20 protein-coding genes are annotated in these 24,291 nt (G+C 61.9%); 5 read left to right on the top strand and 15 right to left on the bottom strand.

The features are described 5' to 3' along the window. Window positions 1-79: 79 nt before the first annotated feature. The 5 genes from FBX99_RS12840 to aceK all read right to left on the bottom strand — a co-directional run bounded on the left by FBX99_RS12840 (window position 80) and on the right by aceK (window position 8,209). A complete protein-coding gene (locus FBX99_RS12840) occupies window positions 80-316 on the bottom strand; it encodes an anti-sigma factor (protein WP_024780432.1) in 237 nt (78 codons plus the stop codon). Further along, window positions 310-921: an RNA polymerase sigma factor gene (locus FBX99_RS12835; RefSeq protein WP_144930723.1), complete on the bottom strand. Its 612-nt coding sequence runs from the start codon at window positions 919-921 to the stop codon at window positions 310-312. The genes FBX99_RS12840 and FBX99_RS12835 overlap by 7 nt, the downstream gene beginning before the upstream one ends. An 89-nt stretch (window positions 922-1,010) precedes the next feature. Next, entirely contained in the window at window positions 1,011-2,132 is a 1,122-nt protein-coding gene (locus FBX99_RS12830; RefSeq protein ID WP_144930721.1) for a beta-ketoacyl-ACP synthase III, read from the bottom strand. Between the two features lie 323 nt (window positions 2,133-2,455). Then, on the bottom strand, window positions 2,456-6,367 hold the full coding sequence (gene hrpA / locus FBX99_RS12825; RefSeq protein WP_144930719.1) for an ATP-dependent RNA helicase HrpA: 3,912 nt from the start codon (window positions 6,365-6,367) through the stop codon (window positions 2,456-2,458). Between the two features lie 132 nt (window positions 6,368-6,499). After that, window positions 6,500-8,209 (bottom strand): bifunctional isocitrate dehydrogenase kinase/phosphatase, encoded by a 1,710-nt coding sequence (gene aceK / locus FBX99_RS12820; RefSeq protein WP_144930717.1) that lies wholly within the window; start codon window positions 8,207-8,209, stop codon window positions 6,500-6,502. Window positions 8,210-8,338: 129 nt separating this feature from the next. Between aceK and FBX99_RS12815 the strand changes: the two genes are divergently transcribed. Continuing rightward, complete coding sequence (locus FBX99_RS12815; RefSeq protein WP_144930715.1) at window positions 8,339-9,247, top strand: DMT family transporter; 909 nt, start codon at window positions 8,339-8,341, stop codon at window positions 9,245-9,247. Window positions 9,248-9,366: 119 nt separating this feature from the next. Here the strand turns inward: FBX99_RS12815 and FBX99_RS12810 are convergent, their stop codons facing one another. The 3 genes from FBX99_RS12810 to cysK form a co-directional block, all read right to left on the bottom strand. After that, window positions 9,367-10,230, bottom strand: a complete 864-nt coding sequence (locus tag FBX99_RS12810) for a DMT family transporter (protein ID WP_144930714.1) — start codon at window positions 10,228-10,230, stop codon at window positions 9,367-9,369. Window positions 10,231-10,568: 338 nt separating this feature from the next. Next, window positions 10,569-11,507, bottom strand: coding sequence for an aspartyl/asparaginyl beta-hydroxylase domain-containing protein (locus FBX99_RS12805; protein ID WP_144930711.1), 939 nt, complete (start codon window positions 11,505-11,507; stop codon window positions 10,569-10,571). 258 nt (window positions 11,508-11,765) lie between these two features. Further along, entirely contained in the window at window positions 11,766-12,740 is a 975-nt protein-coding gene (cysK, locus tag FBX99_RS12800) for a cysteine synthase A (protein WP_144930709.1), read from the bottom strand. 131 nt (window positions 12,741-12,871) lie between these two features. Here cysK and FBX99_RS12795 point away from each other — a divergent pair, with 131 nt between their 5' ends. From FBX99_RS12795 to FBX99_RS12785, 3 genes are all read left to right on the top strand, one after another. Next, window positions 12,872-13,948 (top strand): DUF748 domain-containing protein, encoded by a 1,077-nt coding sequence (locus FBX99_RS12795; protein ID WP_144930707.1) that lies wholly within the window; start codon window positions 12,872-12,874, stop codon window positions 13,946-13,948. Between the two features lie 197 nt (window positions 13,949-14,145). After that, window positions 14,146-14,991: a MoxR family ATPase gene (locus FBX99_RS12790; RefSeq protein ID WP_144930705.1), complete on the top strand. Its 846-nt coding sequence runs from the start codon at window positions 14,146-14,148 to the stop codon at window positions 14,989-14,991. A 34-nt stretch (window positions 14,992-15,025) separates the two neighbouring features. Next, window positions 15,026-16,204: a VWA domain-containing protein gene (locus FBX99_RS12785; RefSeq protein ID WP_003198888.1), complete on the top strand. Its 1,179-nt coding sequence runs from the start codon at window positions 15,026-15,028 to the stop codon at window positions 16,202-16,204. Window positions 16,205-16,310: 106 nt separating this feature from the next. Here the strand turns inward: FBX99_RS12785 and FBX99_RS12780 are convergent, their stop codons facing one another. The 7 genes from FBX99_RS12780 to FBX99_RS12750 form a co-directional block, all read right to left on the bottom strand. Continuing rightward, window positions 16,311-17,231 carry a biotin-dependent carboxyltransferase family protein gene (locus FBX99_RS12780; RefSeq protein ID WP_144930704.1) on the bottom strand — a complete coding sequence of 307 codons (921 nt, stop codon included), beginning with the start codon at window positions 17,229-17,231 and terminating at the stop codon, window positions 16,311-16,313. Beyond that, window positions 17,228-17,932 carry a 5-oxoprolinase subunit PxpB gene (gene pxpB / locus FBX99_RS12775; protein ID WP_144930702.1) on the bottom strand — a complete coding sequence of 235 codons (705 nt, stop codon included), beginning with the start codon at window positions 17,930-17,932 and terminating at the stop codon, window positions 17,228-17,230. The genes FBX99_RS12780 and pxpB overlap by 4 nt, the downstream gene beginning before the upstream one ends. Continuing rightward, complete coding sequence (locus FBX99_RS12770) at window positions 17,929-18,681, bottom strand: 5-oxoprolinase subunit PxpA (protein ID WP_144930700.1); 753 nt, start codon at window positions 18,679-18,681, stop codon at window positions 17,929-17,931. Before FBX99_RS12770 ends, pxpB begins: the two co-directional genes overlap by 4 nt. A 58-nt stretch (window positions 18,682-18,739) precedes the next feature. Further along, a complete protein-coding gene (locus FBX99_RS12765; protein ID WP_144930698.1) occupies window positions 18,740-20,026 on the bottom strand; it encodes an MFS transporter in 1,287 nt (428 codons plus the stop codon). A 224-nt stretch (window positions 20,027-20,250) separates the two neighbouring features. Continuing rightward, window positions 20,251-20,793 carry a DUF2937 family protein gene (locus FBX99_RS12760; RefSeq protein ID WP_144930696.1) on the bottom strand — a complete coding sequence of 181 codons (543 nt, stop codon included), beginning with the start codon at window positions 20,791-20,793 and terminating at the stop codon, window positions 20,251-20,253. 12 nt (window positions 20,794-20,805) lie between these two features. Beyond that, on the bottom strand, window positions 20,806-21,582 hold the full coding sequence (locus FBX99_RS12755; RefSeq protein WP_144930694.1) for a class II glutamine amidotransferase: 777 nt from the start codon (window positions 21,580-21,582) through the stop codon (window positions 20,806-20,808). Between the two features lie 32 nt (window positions 21,583-21,614). Next, window positions 21,615-22,094 (bottom strand): MFS transporter, encoded by a 480-nt coding sequence (locus FBX99_RS12750; protein WP_145131737.1) that lies wholly within the window; start codon window positions 22,092-22,094, stop codon window positions 21,615-21,617. Window positions 22,095-22,184: 90 nt separating this feature from the next. On the opposite strand from FBX99_RS12750, the gene FBX99_RS12745 reads away from it, so the two are divergent. Beyond that, window positions 22,185-24,239: a S9 family peptidase gene (locus tag FBX99_RS12745; protein WP_144930692.1), complete on the top strand. Its 2,055-nt coding sequence runs from the start codon at window positions 22,185-22,187 to the stop codon at window positions 24,237-24,239. Window positions 24,240-24,291: the final 52 nt, after the last annotated feature.

The following is a 24,291-nucleotide window of genomic DNA, read 5'->3' as shown; positions in this document are numbered from 1 at the left end:
CAGTCGACATCCCGGTCAACTGCCAGACCGCTATCGCGAGCAGGCTCGCTCCCACAGGGTGACGTCGTGAACTCAAGGTTCAGCGAGAATGCCTGCGGCGCTCGGCGGCAAGCTTTTCGGCAAGGTGATCCAGGTCGGGGACGGGCGGTTCGGGGAGCTTTCTGAGGGTGGCCTGCATCAGCTTCATCTGGCGGATGAAACGTCGGCAGTTGGGGCAGAACATCAGGTGATGACGCACCATCAGGCGTTCGCGAAAGCTCAGCTGGCCGTCGAGATAATCGCTGGAGCGTGCCACTTGTTCCTTGCAGGTCAGCATTCGCCGGTCTCCTCGAAATGTTCCACGGTCGCGAAGACCTTCAGCCGGGCGCGATGCAACAGCACGCGTACGTTAGAGAGCGAGATGTCCAGAAGATTACAGATTTCTTCCAGCTCCAGCCCCTGGCGTTCGCGCAAGGTCAGCACGCTGCCTTGCAGTTCCGACAGGCTGAGCAGCGTGTGCTCGAGGCAATCGCGCAATTCGCTCTCCGTCAGCAATGCTTCCGGCGTGTCCTGGTGCCAGGCGAACGGCGCCAGCAGCCAGTGGCCATCGGCGGCGAAACGATCATCGCCGAGCGTGCCATGGGGCGCCGGCAGATCGTCGAGCAGCACCTCGCGACGGTTCTGCTTGTAGCGCCCCTTGGCAGCGTTGGCCGTGATGGTCAACAGCCAGGTCTTGAGGCTGGAACGGCCCTGGAAACCACTGAGGTTGCGTACCACCGACAGCCAGGCGTCCTGCACCACTTCGTCGGCATGGCGGCTGCCGACAATGGCATAGGCGACCGCACGCATCGGGCTCTGGTACGTGCTGACCAGTTCCTTGTAGGCGCGTTGCTCCCCCGCCAGCAAGCGTTGGAGCAGTTGAGTGTCATCGTTGGCTATCATTCAAACGCCTATGCTTGGTGATGCTACCGTGGCGAGGGGGTTTATCTCCTCGCCACAACAAAGCGCCCTCGTCCAAGCAAGCTCAGTGATCAACGCTTGCGCAGAATCACGCTGCCAATCGAATACCCCGCTCCAAACGAACTGAGTACCGCGACCGAGCCACTGGGCAGATCATCCTGGTTCAGGTGGAACGCAATCACCGACCCCGCCGAGCTGGTGTTGGCGTAGCGGTCGAGGATCACCGGGGCTTCCTCTTCGGTGGCTTCGCGTCCCAGCAGCTTGCGCACGATCAGGTGGTTCATGCTCAGGTTGGCCTGGTGCAGCCAGAAACGCTTTACCTGCTCGACGTTCAGCTGGTTTTCTTGCAGATGAGCGCCGATCAGCTCGGCCACCATCGGGCACACGTCACGGAACACCTTGCGGCCTTCCTGGACGAACAGCTTGTCGCGGGTACCTATGCCCTCCTCCGCGGCGCGGTTGAGGAAGCCGAAGTTGTTGCGGATGTTGTTGGAGAACTTGGTGAGCAGCTTGGTGCTGACCACGTCGAACTGGTGCGGCGAGGTCGCCAGGTCCGCCCGCTCGATGATCACGGCGGTGGCCGCGTCGCCGAAGATGAAGTGGCTGTCGCGGTCACGGAAGTTCAGGTGGCCGGTGCACACTTCGGGATTGACCATCAGGATCGCCCGGGCCTGGCCCAGTTGCACGCTGTTGGCGGCGGCCTGGATGCCGAACGTCGCCGAGGAGCAGGCCACGTTCATGTCGAAACCGAAACCTTCGATACCCAGGGCTTCCTGGACTTCAATGGCGATGGCCGGGTAGGCGCGCTGTAGGTTGGAGCAGGCGACGATCACCCCGTCGATGTCGGCGGCGGTGCGGCCGGCACGCTCCAGCGCTTGTTTTGCGGCACCGACAGCCATCTCGCAGAGTACCGACCATTGTTCATTGGAGCGCTCGGGCAGGCGTGGGGTCATGCGTTGCGGGTCGAGGATACCGTCCTTGTCCATGACGAAGCGGCTCTTGATGCCGGAAGCCTTTTCGATGAACGCCGCGCTGGATTCGGTCAATGCCTCGACTTCACCGCGCTCGATGGCTTCGGCGTTGTCGGCATTGAACTGCGCGACGTAGGTGTTGAAGGATTGCACCAGCTCTTCATTGGAAATGCTGTTGGCCGGGGTATACAGGCCGGTGCCACTGATGACGACGTTATGCATGGTCGTGTCTCTGATCTGTTCAGGCAGAAAGCATTGGTACCGACGTACCAATACGCAAAGGGTCTTTTCCCATCCTGGGGAAGCAGACCTGGCATCGCTTTATTCCGATCCGCCCGGGGAATTGAAACTCAAAACCACGGGACCGGCATTTATAGGCGCGAAGTTTGCCATAAACGCTGGCTTTTGGCCCATGCTCCCTTCTTCACCACATAAAACCCTGTGGGAGCGGGCTTGCTCGCGAAAGCGGTGGATCAGCTTGCATCAATGTCGAATGTGCAATTGCATTCGCGAGCAAGCCCGCTCCCACAGGGGTACTTCTGCGATCACCCCTCCACCTGCCCCCACTGCTTACCCAAGCGCTTGTCCGAAATCGGCACCTTGGTCCCCAGTTGCTGGGCGAACAGCGACACCCGGTATTCCTCCAGCCACCAGCGGTAAAGCTCCAGTTGCGGATCGCGCTTGCCTTCCTGGGCGTGTTTGCCGGCGCGGGTCTGGTATTGAGCCCAGAGGTTCGACAGTTCGCCGCTCCAGACCCGGTCTTTCTGCACCTGACTGCCCAGCTTCTCGAAACGCTGCTCGATGGCCTTGAGATAGCGCGGCAGTTCCTTGAGCCATTGATGCGGGGTTTCGCGCACGAAGCCCGGGTACACCAGATGGCTGAGCTGTTGCTTGATGTCGTTCAGCGCCACGGCCTGGGCCAGATCGATCTTGCCTTTGAAGCGCTTTTGCAGGCCATGCCAGAGCTTGAGGATATCCAGGGTCAGCTTCGCCAGCCGTTCGGCGTGTTCGGTCCAGCCGCCACGCTTGCGCTCGGCCAGGGACGCCAGCGCGGCGCCGTCACGGGGCAGGCTCGCTTCGCCTTCCAGCACGCAACTGTCGAGACTGGCCAGCAGGATGTCTTCCACCAGAGCGTCGATGCGGCCCAAGTCGCGGTACAGCAGACCCAGCTCCGTCAGCCCCGGCAGCTTGCCACGCAGGAACTTGGCCGACTCCGCCAGTTGCTGCATCAACAACCGCTGCAAGGCGCGGCGATGCTGGAATTCGGCTTCGGCCGGGGTCGGGAAACGTCCTTCCTTGACCACGCCGCCCTCTTCCACCAGCGCCGGATAGACCGTCATCGACAGCCCGGCGATCTTCTGCTGGGTTTTCTCGGCCACCGGCGCGAAGACCTTCGCCTCCACCGGTGCCTGGCTTTTTGCCGTTTGCGGCACGGCCAAGGCCGCCTGGCTGGCCTCGGCAAAGCGTGCTGTCAGCTCGGCCAGGTCGCGGCCCTCGCCGAGGAACTTGCCCTGGCCGTCGACGATTTCCAGGTTCATGCGCAGATGGCTTTCCACCTGCTGGGCCGCTTCCGCCCAGGCTTCGTCGCTGACCCGTGCGCCGGTCATGCGCAGCAACTCACGGCCCAGAGACTGCGGCAACGAACCTTCGGCGAAGGTGATGCGCTGCAGCGCAGCCTTGACGAAGTCAGGCACCGGCACGAAGTTCTTGCGCAGCGCCTTGGGCAGGTTGCGCACCAGGGCGATGCACTTGGCCTCGATCATCCCCGGCACCAGCCATTCCAGGCGCTCCGGCGGCAGCATCGGCAACAACGGTGCCGGCACGCGCAAGGTCACGCCGTCGCGGGGATGGTTGGGCTCGAAGTGGTAGCTCAGCGGCAAGGTCAGGTCGCCGACACGCAAGGTATCGGGGTATTGCGTGGCGGTGACCTCGCTGGCCTCGCGGGCCAACACGTCTTCCTCGCGCATGATCAGCAATTGCGGGTCTTTCTGGCTGTTGATCCGATACCAGCTATCGAACGTCGCGGTCTGGTGGATCTCGGCCGGCAAACGGGCATCGTAGAACGCGAACAGGGTTTCCTCGTCCGCCAGGATGTCGCGGCGGCGGGCCTTGGCTTCCAGTTCGTCGAGTTGCTCCAGCAAGCGGGTATTGGCGCCCAGGCACTTGGCCTTGGACTGGATCTCGCCGCGCACCAGCGCCTCGCGGATGAACAGCTCACGGGACACCACCGGGTCCACCGGCCCGTAATGCACCGGCCGCCGGCCGACGACGATGAGCCCGAACAGGGTAATCTGCTCATAGGCCACCACTTGCCCGCGCTTCTTCTCCCAATGGGGTTCGAAGTGGTTTTTCTTGATCAGGTGCCCGGCCAGCGGCTCGATCCAGTCCGGCTCGATCTTGGCCACCATGCGTGCGTACAGCTTGGTGGTTTCCACCAGTTCGGCGGTCATCAGCCACTGCGGACGCTTCTTGCCCAGGCCTGACGAGGGGTGGACCCAGAACCGCCGCTGGCGAGCACCGAGGTAATCGCCGTCTTCGGTTTTCTGGCCGATCTGACTGAGCAAACCCGAGAGCACCGCTTTGTGCAGTTTCGGATAGTCGGCAGGGTCCTTGTTGAGGCCCAACTGCATGTCGCGGCAAATCAGGCTCAACTGGCGATGGGCGTCGCGCCACTCGCGCAGGCGCAGGTAGTTGAGGAAGTTCTTGCGGCACCAGTTGCGCAGCGGGCTGGCGGTCAGGGCCTGGCGCTGCTCCTCGAAACCGCGCCACAGGTTGACCAACCCGGCGAAGTCCGAGTCCGGGTCCTTCCACTGGGCGTGGGCCTGGTCGGCCGCCTGCTGACGCTCCGGCGGACGTTCGCGCGGGTCCTGGATCGACATGGCGCTGGCGACGATCAACACTTCCTGCAGGCTGCCCAGCTTCGCCGCTTCCAGCAGCATGCGGCCCATGCGCGGGTCCACCGGCAGGCGCGCCAATTGCCGACCGAGCGGGGTCAGCTGACTGTTGCGGTCCACCGCCGAGAGTTCTTGCAGCAGGTTGAAACCGTCGCTGATGGCTTTGCCATCCGGCGGTTCGATAAACGGGAATTCGGTGATCTCACCCAGGCGCAGGTGCAGCATCTGCAGGATCACCGCCGCCAGGTTGGTGCGCAGGATCTCGGGATCGGTAAATTCCGGCCGCCCAAGAAAATCCTCCTCGCTGTACAACCGCACGCAAATCCCCGGCTCGACCCGCCCGCAACGCCCCTTGCGCTGGTTAGCGCTGGCCTGGGAAATGGCCTCGATGGGCAAGCGCTGGACCTTGGCTCGGTAGCTGTAGCGACTGATGCGCGCGGTGCCGCTGTCGATCACGTAGCGGATACCCGGCACGGTCAGCGAGGTTTCAGCGACGTTGGTCGCCAGCACCACGCGACGGCCCGGGTGGGACTGGAAGATCCGCTGCTGCTCAGCCGGTGACAGCCGCGCATACAGCGGCAGGATCTCGGTGTGCTTGAGCTGGGCCTTGCGCAGCATCTCCGCCGCATCGCGAATCTCCCGCTCACCCGGCAGGAACACCAGCACATCCCCAGGGCTGCGGCGTTCGCTGCGCTCATAGGCGGCGATCTCATCGAGGGTGGCGAGGATCGCCTGGTCAACGGTCAAGTCGTCCTCGACCCGGTTGCCCTCCTCGTCCTGCTCCAGAGTCAGCGGGCGATACCAGGTTTCCACCGGGAAGGTGCGACCCGAGACCTCAACGATCGGTGCGTCGTCGAAATGCTTGGAAAAGCGCTCCAGGTCGATGGTCGCCGAGGTGATGATCACCTTGAGGTCCGGGCGGCGCGGCAGCAGGGTCTTGAGGTAGCCCAGCAGGAAATCGATGTTCAGGCTGCGTTCGTGGGCTTCGTCGACGATGATCGTGTCGTAGCGCTCGAGGTAGCGGTCGTTCTGGGTCTCGGCCAGCAGGATGCCGTCGGTCATCAATTTGATCAGGGTGTTGGTGTCGCTCTGGTCCTCGAAGCGCACCTGATACCCCACCAACGCGCCCAACGGCGTGGCCAGTTCCTCGGCCACCCGGCTCGCCACGCTGCGGGCGGCGATCCGACGGGGCTGGGTGTGACCGATCAAGCCATACTGGCCGCGGCCGATTTCCAGGCAGATCTTCGGCAACTGCGTGGTTTTTCCCGAGCCGGTTTCACCGGCGATGATCAGCACCTGATGCTTGAGCAACGCCTCTTTGATTTCGTCGCGCTTGGCGGCGATCGGCAAATTGTCGTCATAGCGAATCAGCGGCAGGCTGGCCTTGCGCGCCAGCACCTGGTCACACGACGCTTGCATGCGCGCCACCCATTGGGCCAGCTTGGCCTCATCGGGCTTCTTGCGCAGTTCGAGCAACTGCCGCCGCAACCGGTGACGATCGGCGAGCATGGCGTGGTCGAGGTTTTTCAGCAGTTTGTCGATAGCGGGGGCTTGGTCAGTCATCGGGTACGCAAGGGGAGAAAGAGCAGCGGCAAGTTTCAAGCTGCAAGCTGCAAGTTGCAAGTTGCAAGTTGCAAGCGGCGTTGGCTGGAAACTCAAAACTTGCCGCTTGAAGCTTGAAGCTTGAAGCTGCTCCTATCCCTTGCGCCGATACGGGAACACATCAATCACCTTCCCCGCCCGAATGGCCTCTTGCAGACCTTTCCAGTAATCGGCGTTGTACAACTCGCCGTGCAGTTGGTCGAACAGCTTGCGCTGCCCGGCGTCGGCGAACAGGAACGGCGGAAACTCTTCGGGAAACACGTCCAGCGGACCGATGGAGTACCACGGTTCGGAGGCCATTTCGTCTTCCGGGGTGCGGGGTTGGGGGATGTGTCGGAAGTTGGCTTCGGTGAGAAAGCAGATCTCATCGTAGTCGTAGAACACCACGCGACCATGGCGGGTCACGCCGAAGTTCTTGAGCAGCATGTCGCCGGGGAAGATATTGGCCGCCGCCAGTTGCTTGATGGCCAGGCCATAGTCCTCCAGCGCCTCTCGCACCTGGGCCTCGCTGGCGTTTTCCAGATAGAGGTTCAGCGGTGTCATGCGCCGTTCGGTCCAGCAGTGACGGATCAGCACCGTATCGCCTTCCACCGACACCGTGGAGGGGGCCACTTCCAGCAGTTCTTCCAGGCACGCCGGTTCGAATTTGCCCAGGGGGAAACGGAAGTCGGCGAACTCCTGGGTATCGGCCATGCGGCCGACCCGGTCGACACTTTTCACCAACCGGTACTTCTCGATCACCGTGGCCCGGTCGACGTTTTTCGACGGCGAGAAACGGTCCTTGATGATCTTGAACACCGTGTTGAAACCCGGCAGCGTGAACACGCTCATGACCATGCCACGCACCCCCGGCGCCATGATGAAACGGTCGTCGGTGTTCGCCAGGTGGTTGATCAAGGCCCGGTAGAATTCGGACTTGCCGTGCTTGTAAAAACCGATGGAGGTGTACAGCTCGGCGACATGTTTGCCCGGCAGGATACGCTTGAGGAAGCCAATGAATTCCGCCGGCACCGGCACGTCCACCATGAAATACGAACGGGTGAACGAGAAGATGATCGAGACCTGGGCCTCGTCGGTGATCAGCGCGTCGATCTGGATGCCCCGGCCCTCGCGGTGCAGCAGCGGAATCACTAGCGGCCACTGGTCGTCGCGGGTGAAAATCCGGCCAACCAGGTAGGCGCCCTTGTTGCGATAGAGCACCGATGAGAACAGCTCCACGGTCAACTCCGGGTCCTTGCAGACCCAATCCGGCAGGTTTTCCCGCAGCTGGGCTTCGAGGCGCCGCAGGTCGCCCGCCAAGTCAGCGTAGTCCTCACTGAACCGGTAATCGGCGAAAATGTCCGCGAGCATCCGGTCCAGTTGCCCCAGGGGCTTGTAGGTACGGGTCTGTGCGGAACGGGCCCGGCGCAGGCTCGGCCGGGTGGTGTGGATGAACATGGTGCCGTCGCTGATCAGGTCATGGCTGAACAGGCCGCAGAAAATCGAGTTGTACCAGGTTTCGGACAGCTCATCGTCGAAACGCAGGTCGATCAGGCTGATATAGGCACTTTTCACCAGCGGCCAGCAGTCCACATCCATCAGCGCCTCGGCGTCGAAGGCCTTGCGCAGTCGGGCCACGGTTTCGAAGACTTTTTCTTCGTACAGATTGATCCGCGCCGCGGAAGCTGCTTGCGCCTCCTGCCATCGGGCCTGCTCGAACCGGGCACGGGCACCGTCGGTAATCTGCCGGAAATGCTCGCGATAATCGTCGAAGCCGTCGAGAATCGAACGGGCGATATCGCTGGCGGGCCATGGCTGCGGCATAGGGAAAACCTCGGCGGGGCGTCTTGTTGTGAGCGGCTGAGCTTAGAGGCCAATCACGCGGCAACGCAACCATTGCCATCGGTCCACAGGAGGGCGACACTTGCGAGCCAACCATGGAAGGAATCCCTCGTGAACCTCGTCGATCTCCTGCGTCTGCTGTCATTGGCCGCCATCTGGGGGGCGAGCTTCCTGTTCATGCGCATTATCGCCCCCGTCATCGGCACGATCCCCACGGCCTTTTTTCGGGTTTCCATCGCCTTCGTCGGGTTGGTGGTGATCCTGGCACTGATGCGGGTCGACTGGAATTTCCGCGGCAAGCTGAAAGTCGTGATGGGGCTGGGCCTGATCAATTCGGGCATTCCGGCGACCTTCTATTCCCTGGCGGCCCAGACCCTTCCGGCCGGTTACTCGGCGATCTTCAACGCCACGACGCCGCTGATGGGGGTGTTGATCGGTGGGCTGTTCTTCAGCGAGCAGCTCACGGTGGCCAAGGTCAGCGGAGTGTTCCTCGGACTGCTTGGCGTCGGCATCCTGACCCGCGCCGGCCCGGTGGCCTTCGACCTGCAACTGTTGATGGGCGCCCTCGCCTGCCTGATGGCCACCACCTGTTATGGTTTCGCCGGATTCTTCACCCGTCGCTGGCTCGACCATCAGGGTGGGCTGGACAGCCGCCTCTCGACCCTGGGCAGCATGTTCGGCGCCACGATGTTCCTCCTGCCGCTGTTCGGTTACAGCGTCATCAGCCACCCTCCGGCCAGCTGGGGCGGCTGGAACGTCTGGCTGTCATTGCTGGGGTTGGGCCTGGTGTGCACCGCGCTGGCGTACATCCTGTATTTCCGGCTGATCAGCTCCATCGGGCCGGTCAAGTCGATGACCGTCACGTTCCTGATTCCGCCTTTCGGCGTGCTGTGGGGGGCGTTGTTGCTGGGTGAGCCGCTGGGGATGGCCCATCTGTATGGCGGGGTGCTGATTGCGGCAGCGCTGTGGCTGGTGTTGAAGCCTTCAGTAGCGAAACCGGTTGAAGCGCCTGCCCGGTAAGGTGTCGGCGTGGCGAAAAATGCATTCGCGAGCAAGCCCGCTCCCACAGGTATTGTGTAGTACTTGTGGGAGCGGGCTTGCTCGCGAAAGCAATGGGACAGTCAGCAAAAATCTAACGATCAGCCACTCTTACGAAACACAAACACCAGCCCGACGATGATCAGTACCATCCCCAGCAAGCTCAACAGCGCCAGCCGGTTGCCGAACACCAGGTAATCCATGACCGCCGTCACCGCCGGCACCAGGTAGAACAGGCTGGTGACATTTACCAGGTTGCCCCGCGCAATCAGCCGGTACAGCAGCAAGGTTGCCAGCACCGAGACCACCAACCCCATCCACAACACCGGCACGATGAAGCCCGCGTTGCTTTCGAAATGGAACGGCTGGAACGGTACGAACACCGCACACAATAAAAGCCCGGCCAGGTACTGCACCGGCAGTGTGCCGAGGGGATTATCGGTGATGCGCTTCTGCATGATCGAGCCCGCGGTCATGGACACCAGCGCCAGCAAGCCGCACAGCATCCCGGTCAACGACATCCCGGCCAACCCGATGCCTTGGTACACCACCATGACCAGTCCGACCAACCCGAGTGCCAGGCCGAACAGACGCTGCCAGGAACGCTGCCGTTCCACGAGTACGACGGTAAGAATGGGTTGTACGCCCATCAGGGTCGCCATCATGCCGGGGGTCACGTTCATTTGCAGGGCCAGCAGATAAAAAATCTGATAGGCCCCCAGCAGCACCAATCCGGTGGTCGCGGCAAAAATCATCGGCTTACCGGCCTTGGGTAGCTTGAACTTGAACACCGGGATCAACAGCACCAATGCACACAGTGCGATGGCAAATCGGATTAGCAGGAAAGCAAAAGGTGAAGCGTGGGCCAGGCCCAGTTTGGAAAAGATTGCCCCGCTGCTCCACAGCAGGACGAACAGGCTCGTGGAAGCCGCCGCCAATAAGGCGTTCTTGGATAGGGAAAACATGGATACCACCTGTAGTCAGGCAAAAGCCAACTCAGCCGAGGCTGAAGTCCAGTAGTTTTTTCAGGCAGGCACAGGGGATGGCAACCGTTGCCGATCAGCCCTGCACGCCAACACCCGGCGGTGATACGACGGCGTATACCGATGGGCTACTGGCAGGTGGGGGGTATTGACCGATCTGCACAGGCTGCTGATCCCCGCACGGCACGACGCCAGCGTTGGACGCTGGAACCACAACCGCGATGACAGGGGATACAGGCATGAGCCGATCTCTTTGAGGAGTGGGTTCGAAAACCCGACGAGCGCCGACTATAACCAGCGCCCGAGGTATTGCGCAACCGTTAACCGAACAACCAATAGCCAAGCGCCGTGAGCACCAGCACTGCCAGTACCGGCCGCATCACCCGATACACTTTGGGATACTTGCGTTTCCATTGCTTGACCCGACCGCTGATACCGTCGCTGAACGACTTGCTCCAGGCATAGGCCTGGTTGATGCCGCCGACGCGTTCGTCATCCAGATTCTGCGGCGCGGTAGCGCGACCAAGCATGCCGCTGACAGCGCGATTGAGACGGGTCATCAACCGGTTGCTCAAGGGGCGCTCGACGTCGCAGAACAGGATCACGCGAGTCTGGGGTGTTTCATTCTTGACCCAATGCACGTAGGTCTCATCGAACATCACGTCTTCGCCGTCACGCCACGCATAGATCTGGCCATCGACGAAGATCCGACAATCGTCGGAGTTGGGTGTGGAAAGCCCCAGGTGATAGCGCAACGAGCCGGCGAACGGATCGCGGTGCGGGTTCAAATGGCTGTCCCCCGGCAGCAACGCAAACATCGCGCCGCGGACATTGGGAATCCGGTTGACCAGCTCGACGGTCCTTGGGCACAGCACTTCGGCCGACGGCAGCGGTTTGTCGTACCACTTGAGGTAGAAACGCTTCCAGCCCTTTTTGAAGAACGAACCGAAGCCGGCGTCGTTGTTCTTCTCGGCAGCCCGGATGTAACCCTCGTCGAACAGGTGCATCGCCTCGTCACGGATGACCTGCCAGTTGTCCTTGAGCACATCCAGTTCGGGGAACTTGCTGCGGTCCAGGTACGGCCGGGAAGGTACGCCGGAGAACAGGTACATCAGGGTGTTATAGGGGGCGAACAGCGCCGAGTGATTGACGAACTGGCGCAACACCGGCAAACGCGCCTTGCCGCGCAGGTGCACATAAAGAGTACTGCCCAGAAACAGCAGCAATACCGACGCCTTGGCGACAAACGAAACGGTCATTCATAACTCCTTGTCAAAAAACAACGGAGGCCACGTCAACTGCCCGACGTGGCCGTGGGCCTTTCGTACAGAGCCTAAATGCTCATGGCCCGGGTAAAAATCGTCTGACGCAATATTCACTGTTGTGCAGGACGCAATAAACCTAACAGGCGTCACCTGAACCCTGGCTGACGCCAGTCAAGACACCTTCAATCCTGCTGAAGGCCTCTGTGGCGAGGGGATTTATCCCCTCGCCACAGAGGCTTTCCTGCCACCGTATTACTGCTGGTTTTCCTGCTCGCTAAACAGATCACTGAACAGCATGCTCGACAAGTACCGCTCGCCCGAATCCGGCAGGATCACCACGATGGTCTTGCCCTGCATCTCCGGTTTTTCCGCCAGGCGTGCGGCCACGGCCATCGCCGCGCCACAGGAGATGCCACACAGAATGCCCTCCTCCTGCATCAAGCGCAGGGCCATGGCCTTGGATTCGTCGTCCGTTACCCGCTCAACCTGATCGACCATCGACAGATCCAGGTTCTTCGGCACGAATCCAGCGCCAATCCCCTGGATCTTGTGGGGGCTGGGCTTGATTTCCTGGCCCGCCAGCGCCTGGGTGATCACCGGCGAACTTTCCGGCTCCACCGCCACCGACAGGATCGGCTTGCCGCAGGTGTTCTTGATATAGCGGGAGACCCCGGTAATGGTGCCACCGGTGCCCACGCCTGCCACCAGCACGTCCACCGCGCCGTCGGTGTCGCTCCAGATTTCCGGACCGGTGGTTTTTTCGTGGATCGCCGGGTTCGCCGGGTTATCGAACTGCTGTGGCATGAAGTAGCTGGACGGGTCGCTGGCAGCTATCTCGGCGGCTTTGTCGATGGCCCCCTTCATGCCCTTGGCCGGTTCGGTCAGCACCAGCTCGGCACCCAGGGCCTTGAGCACCTTGCGCCGTTCGATGCTCATGGAGGCCGGCATGGTCAGCATCAGCTTGTAGCCACGAGCGGCGGCAACGAACGCCAGGCCGATTCCGGTATTGCCCGAGGTCGGCTCGACAATGGTCATGCCCGGCTTGAGCCTGCCGGTGCTTTCAGCGTCCCAGATCATGTTCGCGCCGATCCGGCACTTGACCGAATACCCCGGGTTGCGCCCTTCGATCTTGGCCAGGATGGTCACGCCCCGCGGGGCAATGCGGTTGATCTGTACCAGTGGCGTATTGCCGATGGAATGGGCGTTGTCAGCGTAGATACGGCTCATGACGAGGTCCTTAGTGAGGCGTGAATACCAGCGACTAAAGGTATGCCTGTTGCCCAAGGGCGTCCAGTTGCAGCGAACGTTCGCGATGCCGCAACGGTCAATGGTTTTAATATTGCCGGAGACTCAATGACATGAAGCGTCGATACAGCTGGCCACTGTGGACCCTTGCGGCCATCGTTGCGGTGCTGGTGGCCCTGCATTTCACGTTGCCTTACCTCGTGCGCAATTACCTGAACGACAAACTGGCCGACATGGGCGACTACCGCGGCCAGGTCATTGACGTGGACCTGGCGCTCTGGCGCGGGGCCTATCGGATCAACGGTCTGAAAATCGTCAAGGTCGACGGCAAGGTCCCGGTGCCGTTCGTCGACGCGCCACTGGTCGACCTCTCGGTCAGCTGGCACTCGCTGTGGTACGACCACGCGGTGGTGGCCGAGGCGGAGTTCGCCCGCCCCGAAGTGAATTTCGTCGATGGCGGCGGCAACCGGCAAGCTTCCCAGACCGGCCAGGGTACCAATTGGCGCGAGCAACTGAGCAAACTGCTGCCTATTACCTTCAACGAAGTGCGGATCAGGGAGGGCAAGGTGACCTTTCGCAACTTCAACTCCAAGCCACCGGTCAACCTGCGGGCTACCGAGGTCAATGCCAGCTTCTATAACCTGACCAACGTGGTCGACACCGAAGGCAAGCGCGACGCCCGCTTCGAGGGCAAGGCCCTGGTGGCCGAACACGCGCCGCTGGAGATGCAAGCCACCTTTGACCCGCTGAGCAAGTTCGAGGATTTCGATTTCCGTCTGCGGGCCAGGAACATCGAACTCAAGCGCCTGAACGATTTCGCCGCGGCCTATGGCAAGTTCGACTTCAACGCCGGCCATGGCGACCTGGTGATCGAAGCTGAAGCAAACAACGCCAAACTCAGCGGCTACATCAAACCTTTGCTGCGAGATGTGGATGTATTCGATTGGCAACAGGATGTGGAAAACGAGAAAAAGAACATTTTCCGCTCGGTCTGGGAAGCGCTGGTCGGCGCAGGCGAAACGGCCCTGAAGAACCAGCGCAAGAACCAGTTCGCCACCCGGGTTGAACTCAGTGGCAATGTCCATCAACAGGACATCAGCGCCTTCGAAGCCTTCCTGCAGATCCTGCGCAACGGGTTCATCGAAGCGTTCAATGCGCGCTACGAGCAGCCACCGCCTTCCAAGGATTAGGGCGTGCGTCTTTTTTGTGGCGAGGGGGAGTCCCCATAGAAATACGCCAAGACCGAGTCAACATGTGACGCCTCATTCAGAGACTGAATACAGCGTCTGCGTTCACAGTCGGCGGGACGTCGCGTTATAGTCGGGCACGCCATTTATTTCGCGCGCCCCGCCTCGCCGGGCCAGCGACACGTTCGAGGAAACTGCAGATGAAGTTCGAAGGCACCAGCGCCTACGTGGCCACCGATGACCTGAAGCTGGCCGTGAACGCCGCCATTACCCTGGAGCGGCCATTGCTGGTCAAGGGCGAACCGGGCACCGGCAAGACCATGCTGGCCGAACAACTGGCGCAGTCCTTCGGCGCGCGTCTGATCACCTGGCACATCAAGTCCACCACCAAGGCCCACCAGGGCCTGTACGAGTACGACGCAGTCAGCCGCCTGCGGGACTCGCAACTGGGGGTGGATAAAGTCCACGACGTGCGCAACTACCTGAAGAAGGGCAAGCTCTGGGAGGCTTTCGAGTCCGAAGAACGGGTCATCCTGCTGATCGACGAGATCGACAAGGCCGACATCGAGTTTCCCAACGACCTGTTGCAGGAACTCGACAAGATGGAGTTCTACGTCTACGAGACCAATGAAACCATCAAGGCCAAGCAGCGTCCGATCATCATCATTACCTCCAACAACGAAAAAGAGCTGCCGGATGCCTTCCTGCGCCGCTGTTTCTTCCACTACATCGCCTTCCCGGACCGCGTCACCCTGCAGAAAATCGTCGATGTGCACTACCCGGACATCAAGAAAGACCTGGTCAGCGAAGCGCTGGACGTGTTCTTCGACGTGCGCAAAGTGCCGGGCCTGAAGAAGAAACCCTCCACGTCCGAGCTGGTGGACTGGCTCAAGCTGCTGATGGCCGACAACATCGGCGAAGCGGTGCTGCGCGAGCGCGATCCGACCAAGGCCATCCCGCCGCTGGCCGGTGCACTGGTCAAGAACGAACAGGACGTGCAGTTGCTTGAGCGCCTGGCGTTCATGAGCCGTCGCGGCACGCGTTGAGCCCTCTTCGTCAACAAGCACGAGGGCAACTGCCATGCTGCTGAATCTGTTCAATGAGATGCGCGCCGCCAAGGTGCCCGTGTCGGTGCGTGAGCTGCTGGACCTGATCAACGCGCTGAAACAGCGGGTGATCTTCGCCGACATGGACGAGTTCTATTACCTGTCCCGGGCGATCCTGGTGAAAGATGAACGGCATTTCGACAAATTCGACCGGGCGTTCGCCGCCTATTTCAACGGTCTGGAGAAACTCGACGATCACCTCCAGGCGCTGATTCCCGAGGACTGGCTGCGCAAGGAGTTCGAGCGTTCGCTGACCGATGAGGAGCGGGCGCAGATCCAGTCCCTGGGCGGCCTGGACAAGCTGATCGAAGAATTCAAGAAGCGCCTGGAAGAACAGAAGGAGCGCCATGCCGGCGGCAACAAGTGGATCGGCACCGGCGGCACCAGCCCGTTCGGCTCCGGTGGTTTCAACCCCGAAGGCATCCGCGTCGGCGACGCCGGCAAGCGCCAGGGCAAGGCCGTGAAGGTCTGGGACCAACGCGAGTACAAGAACCTCGACGACCAGGTGGAACTGGGCACCCGCAACATCAAGATCGCCCTGCGTCGCCTGCGCAAGTTCGCTCGCCAAGGGGCAGCCGAAGAACTGGACATCGATGGCACCATCGACCACACCGCCCGGGACGCCGGCCTGCTGAACATCCAGATGCGCCCCGAACGACGCAACACCGTCAAGCTGTTGCTGCTGTTCGACATCGGCGGCTCGATGGATGCCCACGTGAAAATCTGCGAAGAACTGTTCTCGGCCTGCAAGACCGAGTTCAAACACCTGGAGTATTTCTACTTCCACAACTTCGTGTACGAGTCGGTATGGAAAAACAACCTGCGCCGCACCTCGGAACGCACCTCGACCCAGGACCTGCTGCACAAGTACGGCGCCGACTACAAAGTGATCTTCATCGGCGACGCCGCCATGGCGCCCTATGAAATCACCCAGGCCGGCGGCAGCGTCGAACACTGGAACGAGGAAGCAGGCTACGTGTGGATGCAGCGCTTCATGGAGAAATACAAAAAGCTCATCTGGATCAACCCTTATCCGAAGGACACCTGGGGCTACACCGCCTCGACCAACATCGTGCGGGAGTTGGTGGAGGACCGGATGTACCCGCTGACCCTGCGGGGGTTGGAGGAAGGAATGCGGTTTCTTTCCAAGTAAAGATTCTTGTCGACCATTCGGACCTCATCGCGAGCAGGGCTCGCTCCCACACCGGATCTTTGTCATCCATAAGATCCCTGTGGGAGCGAGCCTGCTCGCGATGCTTTCAGCGGTCCATGAATCCGCGCAAACACTCCGCCTGCTGCCGATGCGCAACCTCCTGCACCACCGGCCGCAACCGCACCTGCGTGCCTGGCAGGCATTGCGCCAGCCGGGCCAGGGCCAACGGCGTCAAGGCGCCCAGGCGGGGGTAGCCGCCAATGGTCTGCCGGTCGTTGAGCAGCACGATCGGCTGGCCGTCCGGCGGTACCTGCACGGCCCCCAGGGGAATGCCCTCGGAAATCATCGCAGGTCCCTGGTATTCCAGCCCGGCGCCCAGCAAGCGGATGCCCATGCGGTCGGCGCGGCTGTCCAGTGTCCAAGGCGTGTTGAACGCATCGAACAGGCTCCGTCCGCTGAACGCGCCATTCTGCGCCCCCAGGATCAGGTCCAGCGGCCGGGCCTGCTGGAAATCCGGAATCAACCTGCCCGGCATCGGCCGAGGCGTGGCCGGGCCCGAATAGCTCAAGTGCTCGCCACGGCCCAGCGCTCGCCCCAGCCCATCCAGGCCGCCGAGCTCTTCACGCACCACCGTCGCCCGGCTGCCCAGCACCGCCGGTGCATCGAACCCACCGGGGGCCGCGAGGTACGCCCGAGCACCCAGCACAGGTTGGGTCAACGACAGGGTCTGGCCCTTGCGCAAACTGAAATAGCGCCACGCTGCCACGGCCTGGCCGTCCAGCCGTGCCCCGAGGTCTGCCCCGGCCAGCGCCAATACACAATCCTCTTCAGCCACCACCGTGAAGCCACCGAGGGTGATCTCCACTACCGTCGCGTCCAGGGCATTGCCCAGCATCCAGTTGGCCCAGGCCATCGACAGCCAATCCGCCGCGCCGCCCTGGGTCACGCCCAGATGCCTGACGCCGAAACGGCCACCGTCCTGCAACAGGCACAGCGGTGTGCTGGCCTCGATCAACAAACGGCTCATGCCAGGGCCTCCTGCGGTGTGTCGTCCCCACCCAATGCGATGAATTCAGCGTGATCCACGGCGACAAAACGCACCGTGTCGCCGGGCTGCATCAGGCTGTAGCCGTCACGTTCGCGATCGAACAATTTGGCCGGAGTACGACCGATCAGGTTCCAGCCGCCGGGCGACACCAATGGGTACGCCGCGGTCTGGCGCTCGGCAATGCCGACGCTGCCCGCGGCCACCCGCTTGCGCGGCGTGTCGAGGCGCGGCGCGGCCAGTACTTCGTCCACCAGCCCCATGAAGGCAAATCCGGGGGCAAAGCCCAGGGCAAACACCTGGTATTCGTGCTCGCTGTGGCGACGGATCACCTGTTCCACCGTCAACCCGCTGCGGCTCGACAACAGGCTCAGTTCAGGCCCGACGCTGGGGTCGTACCACACAGGCAGCACATGGCGCTGGCCGACCGAGCAGGCATCGGGGGACAGATTGTTCAGCGCCTCGTTGACCAGATCCCGAGCCTGTGCCGGGTTCAGCGCCAGCATGTCGTAATGCACCATGAGCGTGGTGTAGGACGGCACCAGGTCGATCAGGTATTCGGCGAACACCTCGCGCAGGCGCTCGCTGGCAGCGAGCATCCACGGCATGTGGGTCTCGGCGATCTCATCGAACAGGCGCACCATCAGGCAGTCCACCGCCACCACTTCCACCCGTGGTTTCATGATGCACGCTGCCCGTCCAGTGCCTCACGGATGCGTTGCACCGCCGCCACGGAGCTGGTGTTGTCGCCGTGCACGCACAAGGTATTGGCATGCAGGAGCAACGCGCTGCCATCGGTGGCGGTCAACGAGTCGCCGCGGGCGATGGTCAGGGCCTGCCCGATGATGACCTCGGCGTCGTGATGCACCGCGCCCGGCAACTGCCGTGAAACCAGGTGGCCGGCGCTGTCGTAGGCACGGTCGGCGAAAGCTTCGAACCACAACGTCAGGCCATATTCGTCGCCCAGGGCCTGGGCGGCGCTGTTGTCCCGGGTCGCCATCAGCATCAGCGGCAACTGCGGGTCGTAGGCCGCGACAGCCTGGATCACAGCACGCAACTGTGCCGGGTTGGCCATCATGTCGTTGTACATCGCGCCATGGGGTTTGACGTAGCTGACCCGCCCACCCTGGGCCCGGCAAATGCCGTCGAGGGCGCCGATCTGGTAATGCAGCAGGTCCTGCAGTTCCTGGGCGGTGTAGGCCATGGAGCGACGGCCGAAACCCGCCAGATCCTGATAGGCCGGGTGTGCGCCGATTTTTACGCCATGGCTCAGGGCCAGGCTGACGGTCTTGCGCATGATGCTCGGGTCACCGGCATGAAAACCGCAGGCGATGTTGGCGCAATCGATGAAGGGCATCACCTCGGCGTCCAGACCCATGGTCCAGTTGCCGAAGCTTTCGCCGATGTCGCAGTTCAATAGCAGGCGGTTCACTGTGAACGCTCCTGTAGGTTGTTTCTGGCCATGGGGCATGTGCCCCACAGGTTATCAGTTAGTCGGCATCCAATTGTTTGCCCTGGGTTTCCGGCAGACTGAGGGCCGCCAGGATCACCACGCCGTAGGACACGGCTGCGAACGCACCGATACCGACACTCAAGGGCACCTTCTGGCTCAGCAGGCCGATCAGCAACGGGAACAGCGCCGCCAGTGCCCGACCGATGTTGTAGCAGAAACCCTGGCCCGAACCGCGGATACGGGTCGGAAACAGCTCGGTCAGGAACGAGCCCATGCCGCTGAACATCCCCGACGCGAAGAAGCCCAGGGGGAAGCCGAGCCAGAGCATCACGTTATTGCTTACCGGCATCTGGGTGTACAGCAACACGATGACGAACGAACCGATGGCGAACAGGACAAAGTTCTTCTTGCGGCCCAGGATGTCAGTCAAGTAGGCGCTGATGACATAACCCACGTAGGACCCGACAATCACCATCGCCAGGTAGCCACCGGTACTCAGGACGCTCAAGCCACGTTCATTTTTCAGGAAGGTCGGCAGCCACGAGGTGATGGCGTAGTAGCCACCCAGCGCACCGGTGGTCAGCAACGAAGCGCGAATCGTGGTGAAGAGGATGCCAGGTGCGAAAATCTCGTAGAACCTCGCCGGATTGCTCGGTTCCTCGCGCGCTTTGGTCTGGTTATAGATCTCTGGATCCTTGACCAGTCGCCGGACGAAAATCACGAATATCGCCGGGACCAGGCCAAGCATGAACAGGGCGCGCCAGGCGTCTTCCGGCGCCAGCACCGAGAACAGCAGCGCATACAGAATCGCTGTCATGCCCCACCCCAGCGCCCACCCCGCCTGCACCATGCCAACCGCCTTGCCGCGGTCCTTGGCGCGGATCACCTCGCCCATCAGCACGGCGCCGGCGGTCCATTCGCCACCGAAGCCGAAGCCCATCAGGGTACGGGCGATCAGCAGTTGTTCGTAACTCTGGGCCAGGCCACACAGGAAGGTGAAGAAGGCGAACCACAACACGGTCAGTTGCAGGGTGCGGACCCGACCGATGCGGTCCGAAAGAATACCGGCTACCCAGCCGCCGATAGCCGAGGCGATCAGGGTGCTGGTGTGGATCAGCCCCGCTTGCCCGGTGGTGATACCCCACATCGCGATCAGGGTCGGCACCACGAAACTGAGCATCTGCGTATCCATGCCGTCCAGGGCATAACCGATCTTGCAGCTCCAGAAGGTGCGGCGTTCCTGCTGATTGATGTTGCGATACCAGTCGAACGGACCGGAACGGGCCTGGGATTGGGGGACGCCGAGTGTGTCAGGGGCACTCATGGTGGTTCTCCACGGTTTTATTGTTATAAGTCTCGACGCTGCGAACGTAGAGACCGGTTGCGCCGATTCTTGGGCCCACGGCGCGGCGCGTCCAACGAATAAAATTGCGGACGGGTCATAAGAAAAAGTTGATTGGGTGGGAAACGGTGGAGTGTCTGGTTGGAATGCTGTTGTGGCGAGGGGATTCATCCCCTCGCCACAACAAAGCTGTTTTGATCTCGGTGTTACAGCCCGCGCAAATCCCGCTCTTCAATCGGTCGGCTCTGGCGCAGGCGCTTGCCACCCAGCACCACCCAGTCGATCAGGCGGAACAGGCATTCCAGGCCGAACGACAGCAGCATGGCGCCGCCGATGCCCCAGATCATCGCTTCGGGGGTCAGCAGGATCTGGTAGCTGTAGCCGTTCCAGGTTTCCTTGCGGATGTCCGGATCGGCGGCCAGCACCACTTGCAACAAGCGGATATACCACGGGCCTTTCATCGCCTGGTATTGCTTGTCCAGCGCCTGCTGGCGCACCAGCAGGGTGTTCAGGCTGTCGGCATCGCTGCGAAAGATCGGGTCCTCACTGGCACGGTAATGGGCCACCAGGGCCTGCATGTCACCCTTGAAAAACTGGTTGGCGGTGCCCTGAAACCCTTGCAGGCCGTTCTGGGCCTCGATCAGGTGTGCTTCGACCCGCTTGGCGTAATCGCTGATGAAACCCGGTACCTGGACCCCGACCAGAAGGCCCACTGCAAACAACACCAGCCGTAGATAACTGAGCAACATAACGTGACGTCCTTATTCGGTGCGGCCATGGCTGACGCATTCGCCGCGTCGCCACAGGCTCCATTGGCCCGGTTCGTAGCGGGTCCAGGTTTCGTTTTCGGTCAAGGGTTCGGTGGCGATCACCGTGACCACGTCGTTGGGCGTGGTTTCGGCCTGGAAATCCACAATCACATCCACGTCCTTGAGCCGCGCCGGGCCAAACGGCGCGCGACGGGTGATCTGGGCCAGTTTGGTCGAGCAATAGCAGAACAGCCAGTCGCCGTCGCTGAGCAGGCAATTGAACACACCCTTGCTGCGGTACTCGGAACAGGCCTGGATCAGCGAGGGCAGCAATTGCTCAACCTCCACCGGCTCCGGAAAAGCCTGGCGCACGCGGTTGAGCAGGTCGCAGAACGCCGCTTCGCTGTCGGTATCGCCCACCGGGCGGTAAAAACTTACCGCCGGCTGGAAACCCGCGAGCTGGCCGTTATGGGCAAAACACCAGTTCCGTCCCCACAGCTCGCGCACGAACGGGTGGGTGTTGGAGAGGCAAACCTTGCCGACATTGGCCTGGCGGATATGCCCGATCACCACTTCGCTCTTGATCGGATAGCGCTGTACCAGGTTCGCCACTTCCGACTCACTGCTGGCCGCGGGGTCCTGAAACAGGCGCAGGCCACGGCCTTCATAGAACGCGATACCCCACCCGTCCCGGTGCGGCCCGGTCTTGCCGCCGCGCTGCATCAGGCCGGTGAAGCTGAACACGATGTCGGTCGGCACATTGGCACTCATGCCCAGTAACTCACACATGCTCGGACTCTCGCTTGAAGGGGCAGGCCGGGTTACAGACGCGGCTCGATACGTGAACGCTGGGGATTGCTCGGTACCGGCGGGCGACCGTAACGGTCATCGCCGGCTACACCGAACGGCGGCTCGTCATCCTCCGCATCAGCGGCGGCGGCCCGCTCCTTGCGGGCGTTGGATGCACGCTCGATGGGGAAGCGGATCAATGCGAAGATCAAATAGACGCCGAAGGCGATCATGCCGTACATGAGCAGATCGGACGCCGCGCGCCAGACGTTGTTGCCCACCTTGAACAGAATGTCCAGGGCAACAATGGCCAGAGCCGGGGCGAATTTGTCCTTCACCGGGTCGACAATGGTGGGGCAGAACAGCAACACCGCCACCAGCAACCGCAGCGGCTCGCGCAACCAGCGCCACATCCAGCGGGTGAGGCGCATCCATACCAGCAGGCAGCCCAGTGCGGCGAAGGCGTAGAGGCCCCAGGCGATCAGATAGTCGTTCTCGGTCATGGTGTCCATGGCAAGGCAGGCAAAGAGGCGCTTATAGTAACGGCTTTTCGCCCGTCAGGCTGCCCAGACGTGCGCCATGAATATGTTCGAGAGCCTTTCATGTCCTTATCCGCCCATGTTTCCAACGCCCCGGTAGCCCGCAAGGACCCCGGTGTCGACCCGTATGCCTGGCTGCAGGAACGCGACACCGACGCGGTGCTCGACTACCTCAAGGCCGAAAATCGCTTCCAGGAAGACCAACTCGCCGACCAGGCCGAACTGCGCGAAACCCTGTTCCAGGAAATCAAGGGACGGATCCTCGAGACTGATCTGTCCCTGCCCTCGCCCTGGGGTCCCTATCTGTACTACACCCGCACCACGGCCGGCGACGAATACCCGCGCCACTATCGCTGCCCGCGTCCGGCGGACGATAGCCTGACCGTGGACGAACACTACGAGCAGTTGCTGCTGGACCCGAACGCTCTGGCAGGTGGCGGTTTCTTTTCCCTCGGTGCGTTCAGCATCAGCCCCGACCACCAGCGCCTGGCCTATAGCCTGGACACCACGGGCGACGAAATCTATACGCTGTTCGTGAAGGAGCTGTCCAACGACAAGGTCAGCGAACTGTCCTTCGAAAACTGCGACGGCAGCATGACCTGGGCCAACGACAGCCTGACGCTGTTTTTCGGCGAACTGGACGAAACCCACCGGCCCCACAAACTTTGGCGCTATCGCCTTGATGGCACTGCCGCCGAAGAAGTGTTTCATGAGCCGGACGGACGCTTCTTTCTGCATTGCTACCGTTCGAGCTCCGAGCGGCAGTTGATCCTGTCCCTGGGCAGCAAGACCACCAGCGAAGTCTGGGTACTGGATGCCGCCCAACCTCAACTGCCCTTCACCTGCCTGGCGCCCCGGGTGGAGCATCACGAATACGACGTCGACCACGGCCTGCTCGACGGCCAATGGACCTGGCTGATCCGCACCAATCGCGACGGGATCAATTTCGCGCTGTACCAGGCCCCCGACACGGGCATGGCGCCAACCGAGGCCGACTGGCGGAACCTGATTCCCCACAGCGACACGGTGATGATCGATGGGCTGAGCCTGAACGCCGGCGCCATGACCTTGAGCCTGCGGGAGGGTGGCCTGCCGATCATCGAGGTGCATCCACAGGATTTGCCGGCTTATCGCGTGCAACTGCCGGATGCAGCCTATAGCCTGCATGTGCAGAACAGCCTGGAGTTCGCCAGTGAGCGCATCCGCCTGCGCTATGAGGCCCTGAACCGCCCGGCGCAGATCCGTCAGTTGGACCTTGCCAGTGGCGCGCAGGTGGTCCTCAAGCAAACCCCCGTGTTGGGCCCGTTCGACGCCGATGCCTATGTCAGCCAGCGTCTGTGGGCGACAGCACCGGACGGCACCCAGGTGCCCATCAGCCTGGTGGTCAAGCGCGAAGCCCTCGGCCAACCGGTGCCGCTGTATCTGTATGGCTACGGCGCCTATGGTGAAAGCCTCGATCCGTGGTTCTCCCATGCACGACTGAGCCTGCTCGACCGCGGCATCGCCTTTGCCATCGCCCATGTGCGTGGTGGCGGCGAACTCGGCGAAGCCTGGTACCGCGCCGGCAAGCAGGAACACAAACACAACACCTTCAGCGACTTCATCGCGTGCGCCGAGCACCTGATCGCCAATGGCTTTACCACTGCCGAACAACTGGCGATCAGCGGCGGCAGCGCCGGTGGCCTGCTGATCGGCGCGGTCCTCAATCAACGCCCGGAGCTGTTCAAGGTCGCGATTGCCGAAGTGCCGTTCGTCGATGTGCTCAACACCATGCTCGACCCGGACCTGCCACTGACCGTCACCGAATACGACGAATGGGGCAATCCGGAGGAGCCGGACGTCTATGATCGGATCAGGGCCTATGCGCCCTACGAAAACGTCCGCGCCCAGGCGTACCCGGCGCTGCTGGTCATCGCCGGTTACAACGACAGCCGCGTGCAGTATTGGGAAGCGGCCAAATGGGTCGCGAAATTGCGCGCCACCAAGACCGATGACAACCCATTGCTGCTCAAGACCGAACTGGGCGCAGGCCACGGTGGAATGAGCGGACGCTACCAGGGATTGCGTGACGTAGCGCTCGAATATGCATTTGTGTTGAAGATTTGGGGCAAGGCTTGAGGAACTCTGGTTGAGGACCGGGTCTTAGGGAACGACGCGGTCTCAAATTGTG

Origin of the sequence: Pseudomonas sp. SJZ074 (assembly GCF_007828215.1) — a bacterium.
Taxonomy (GTDB): Bacteria; Pseudomonadota; Gammaproteobacteria; order Pseudomonadales; family Pseudomonadaceae; genus Aquipseudomonas.
The sequence above is the reverse complement of the archived record's forward strand: the minus strand, read 5'-3'. Positions and strand labels throughout refer to the sequence as shown.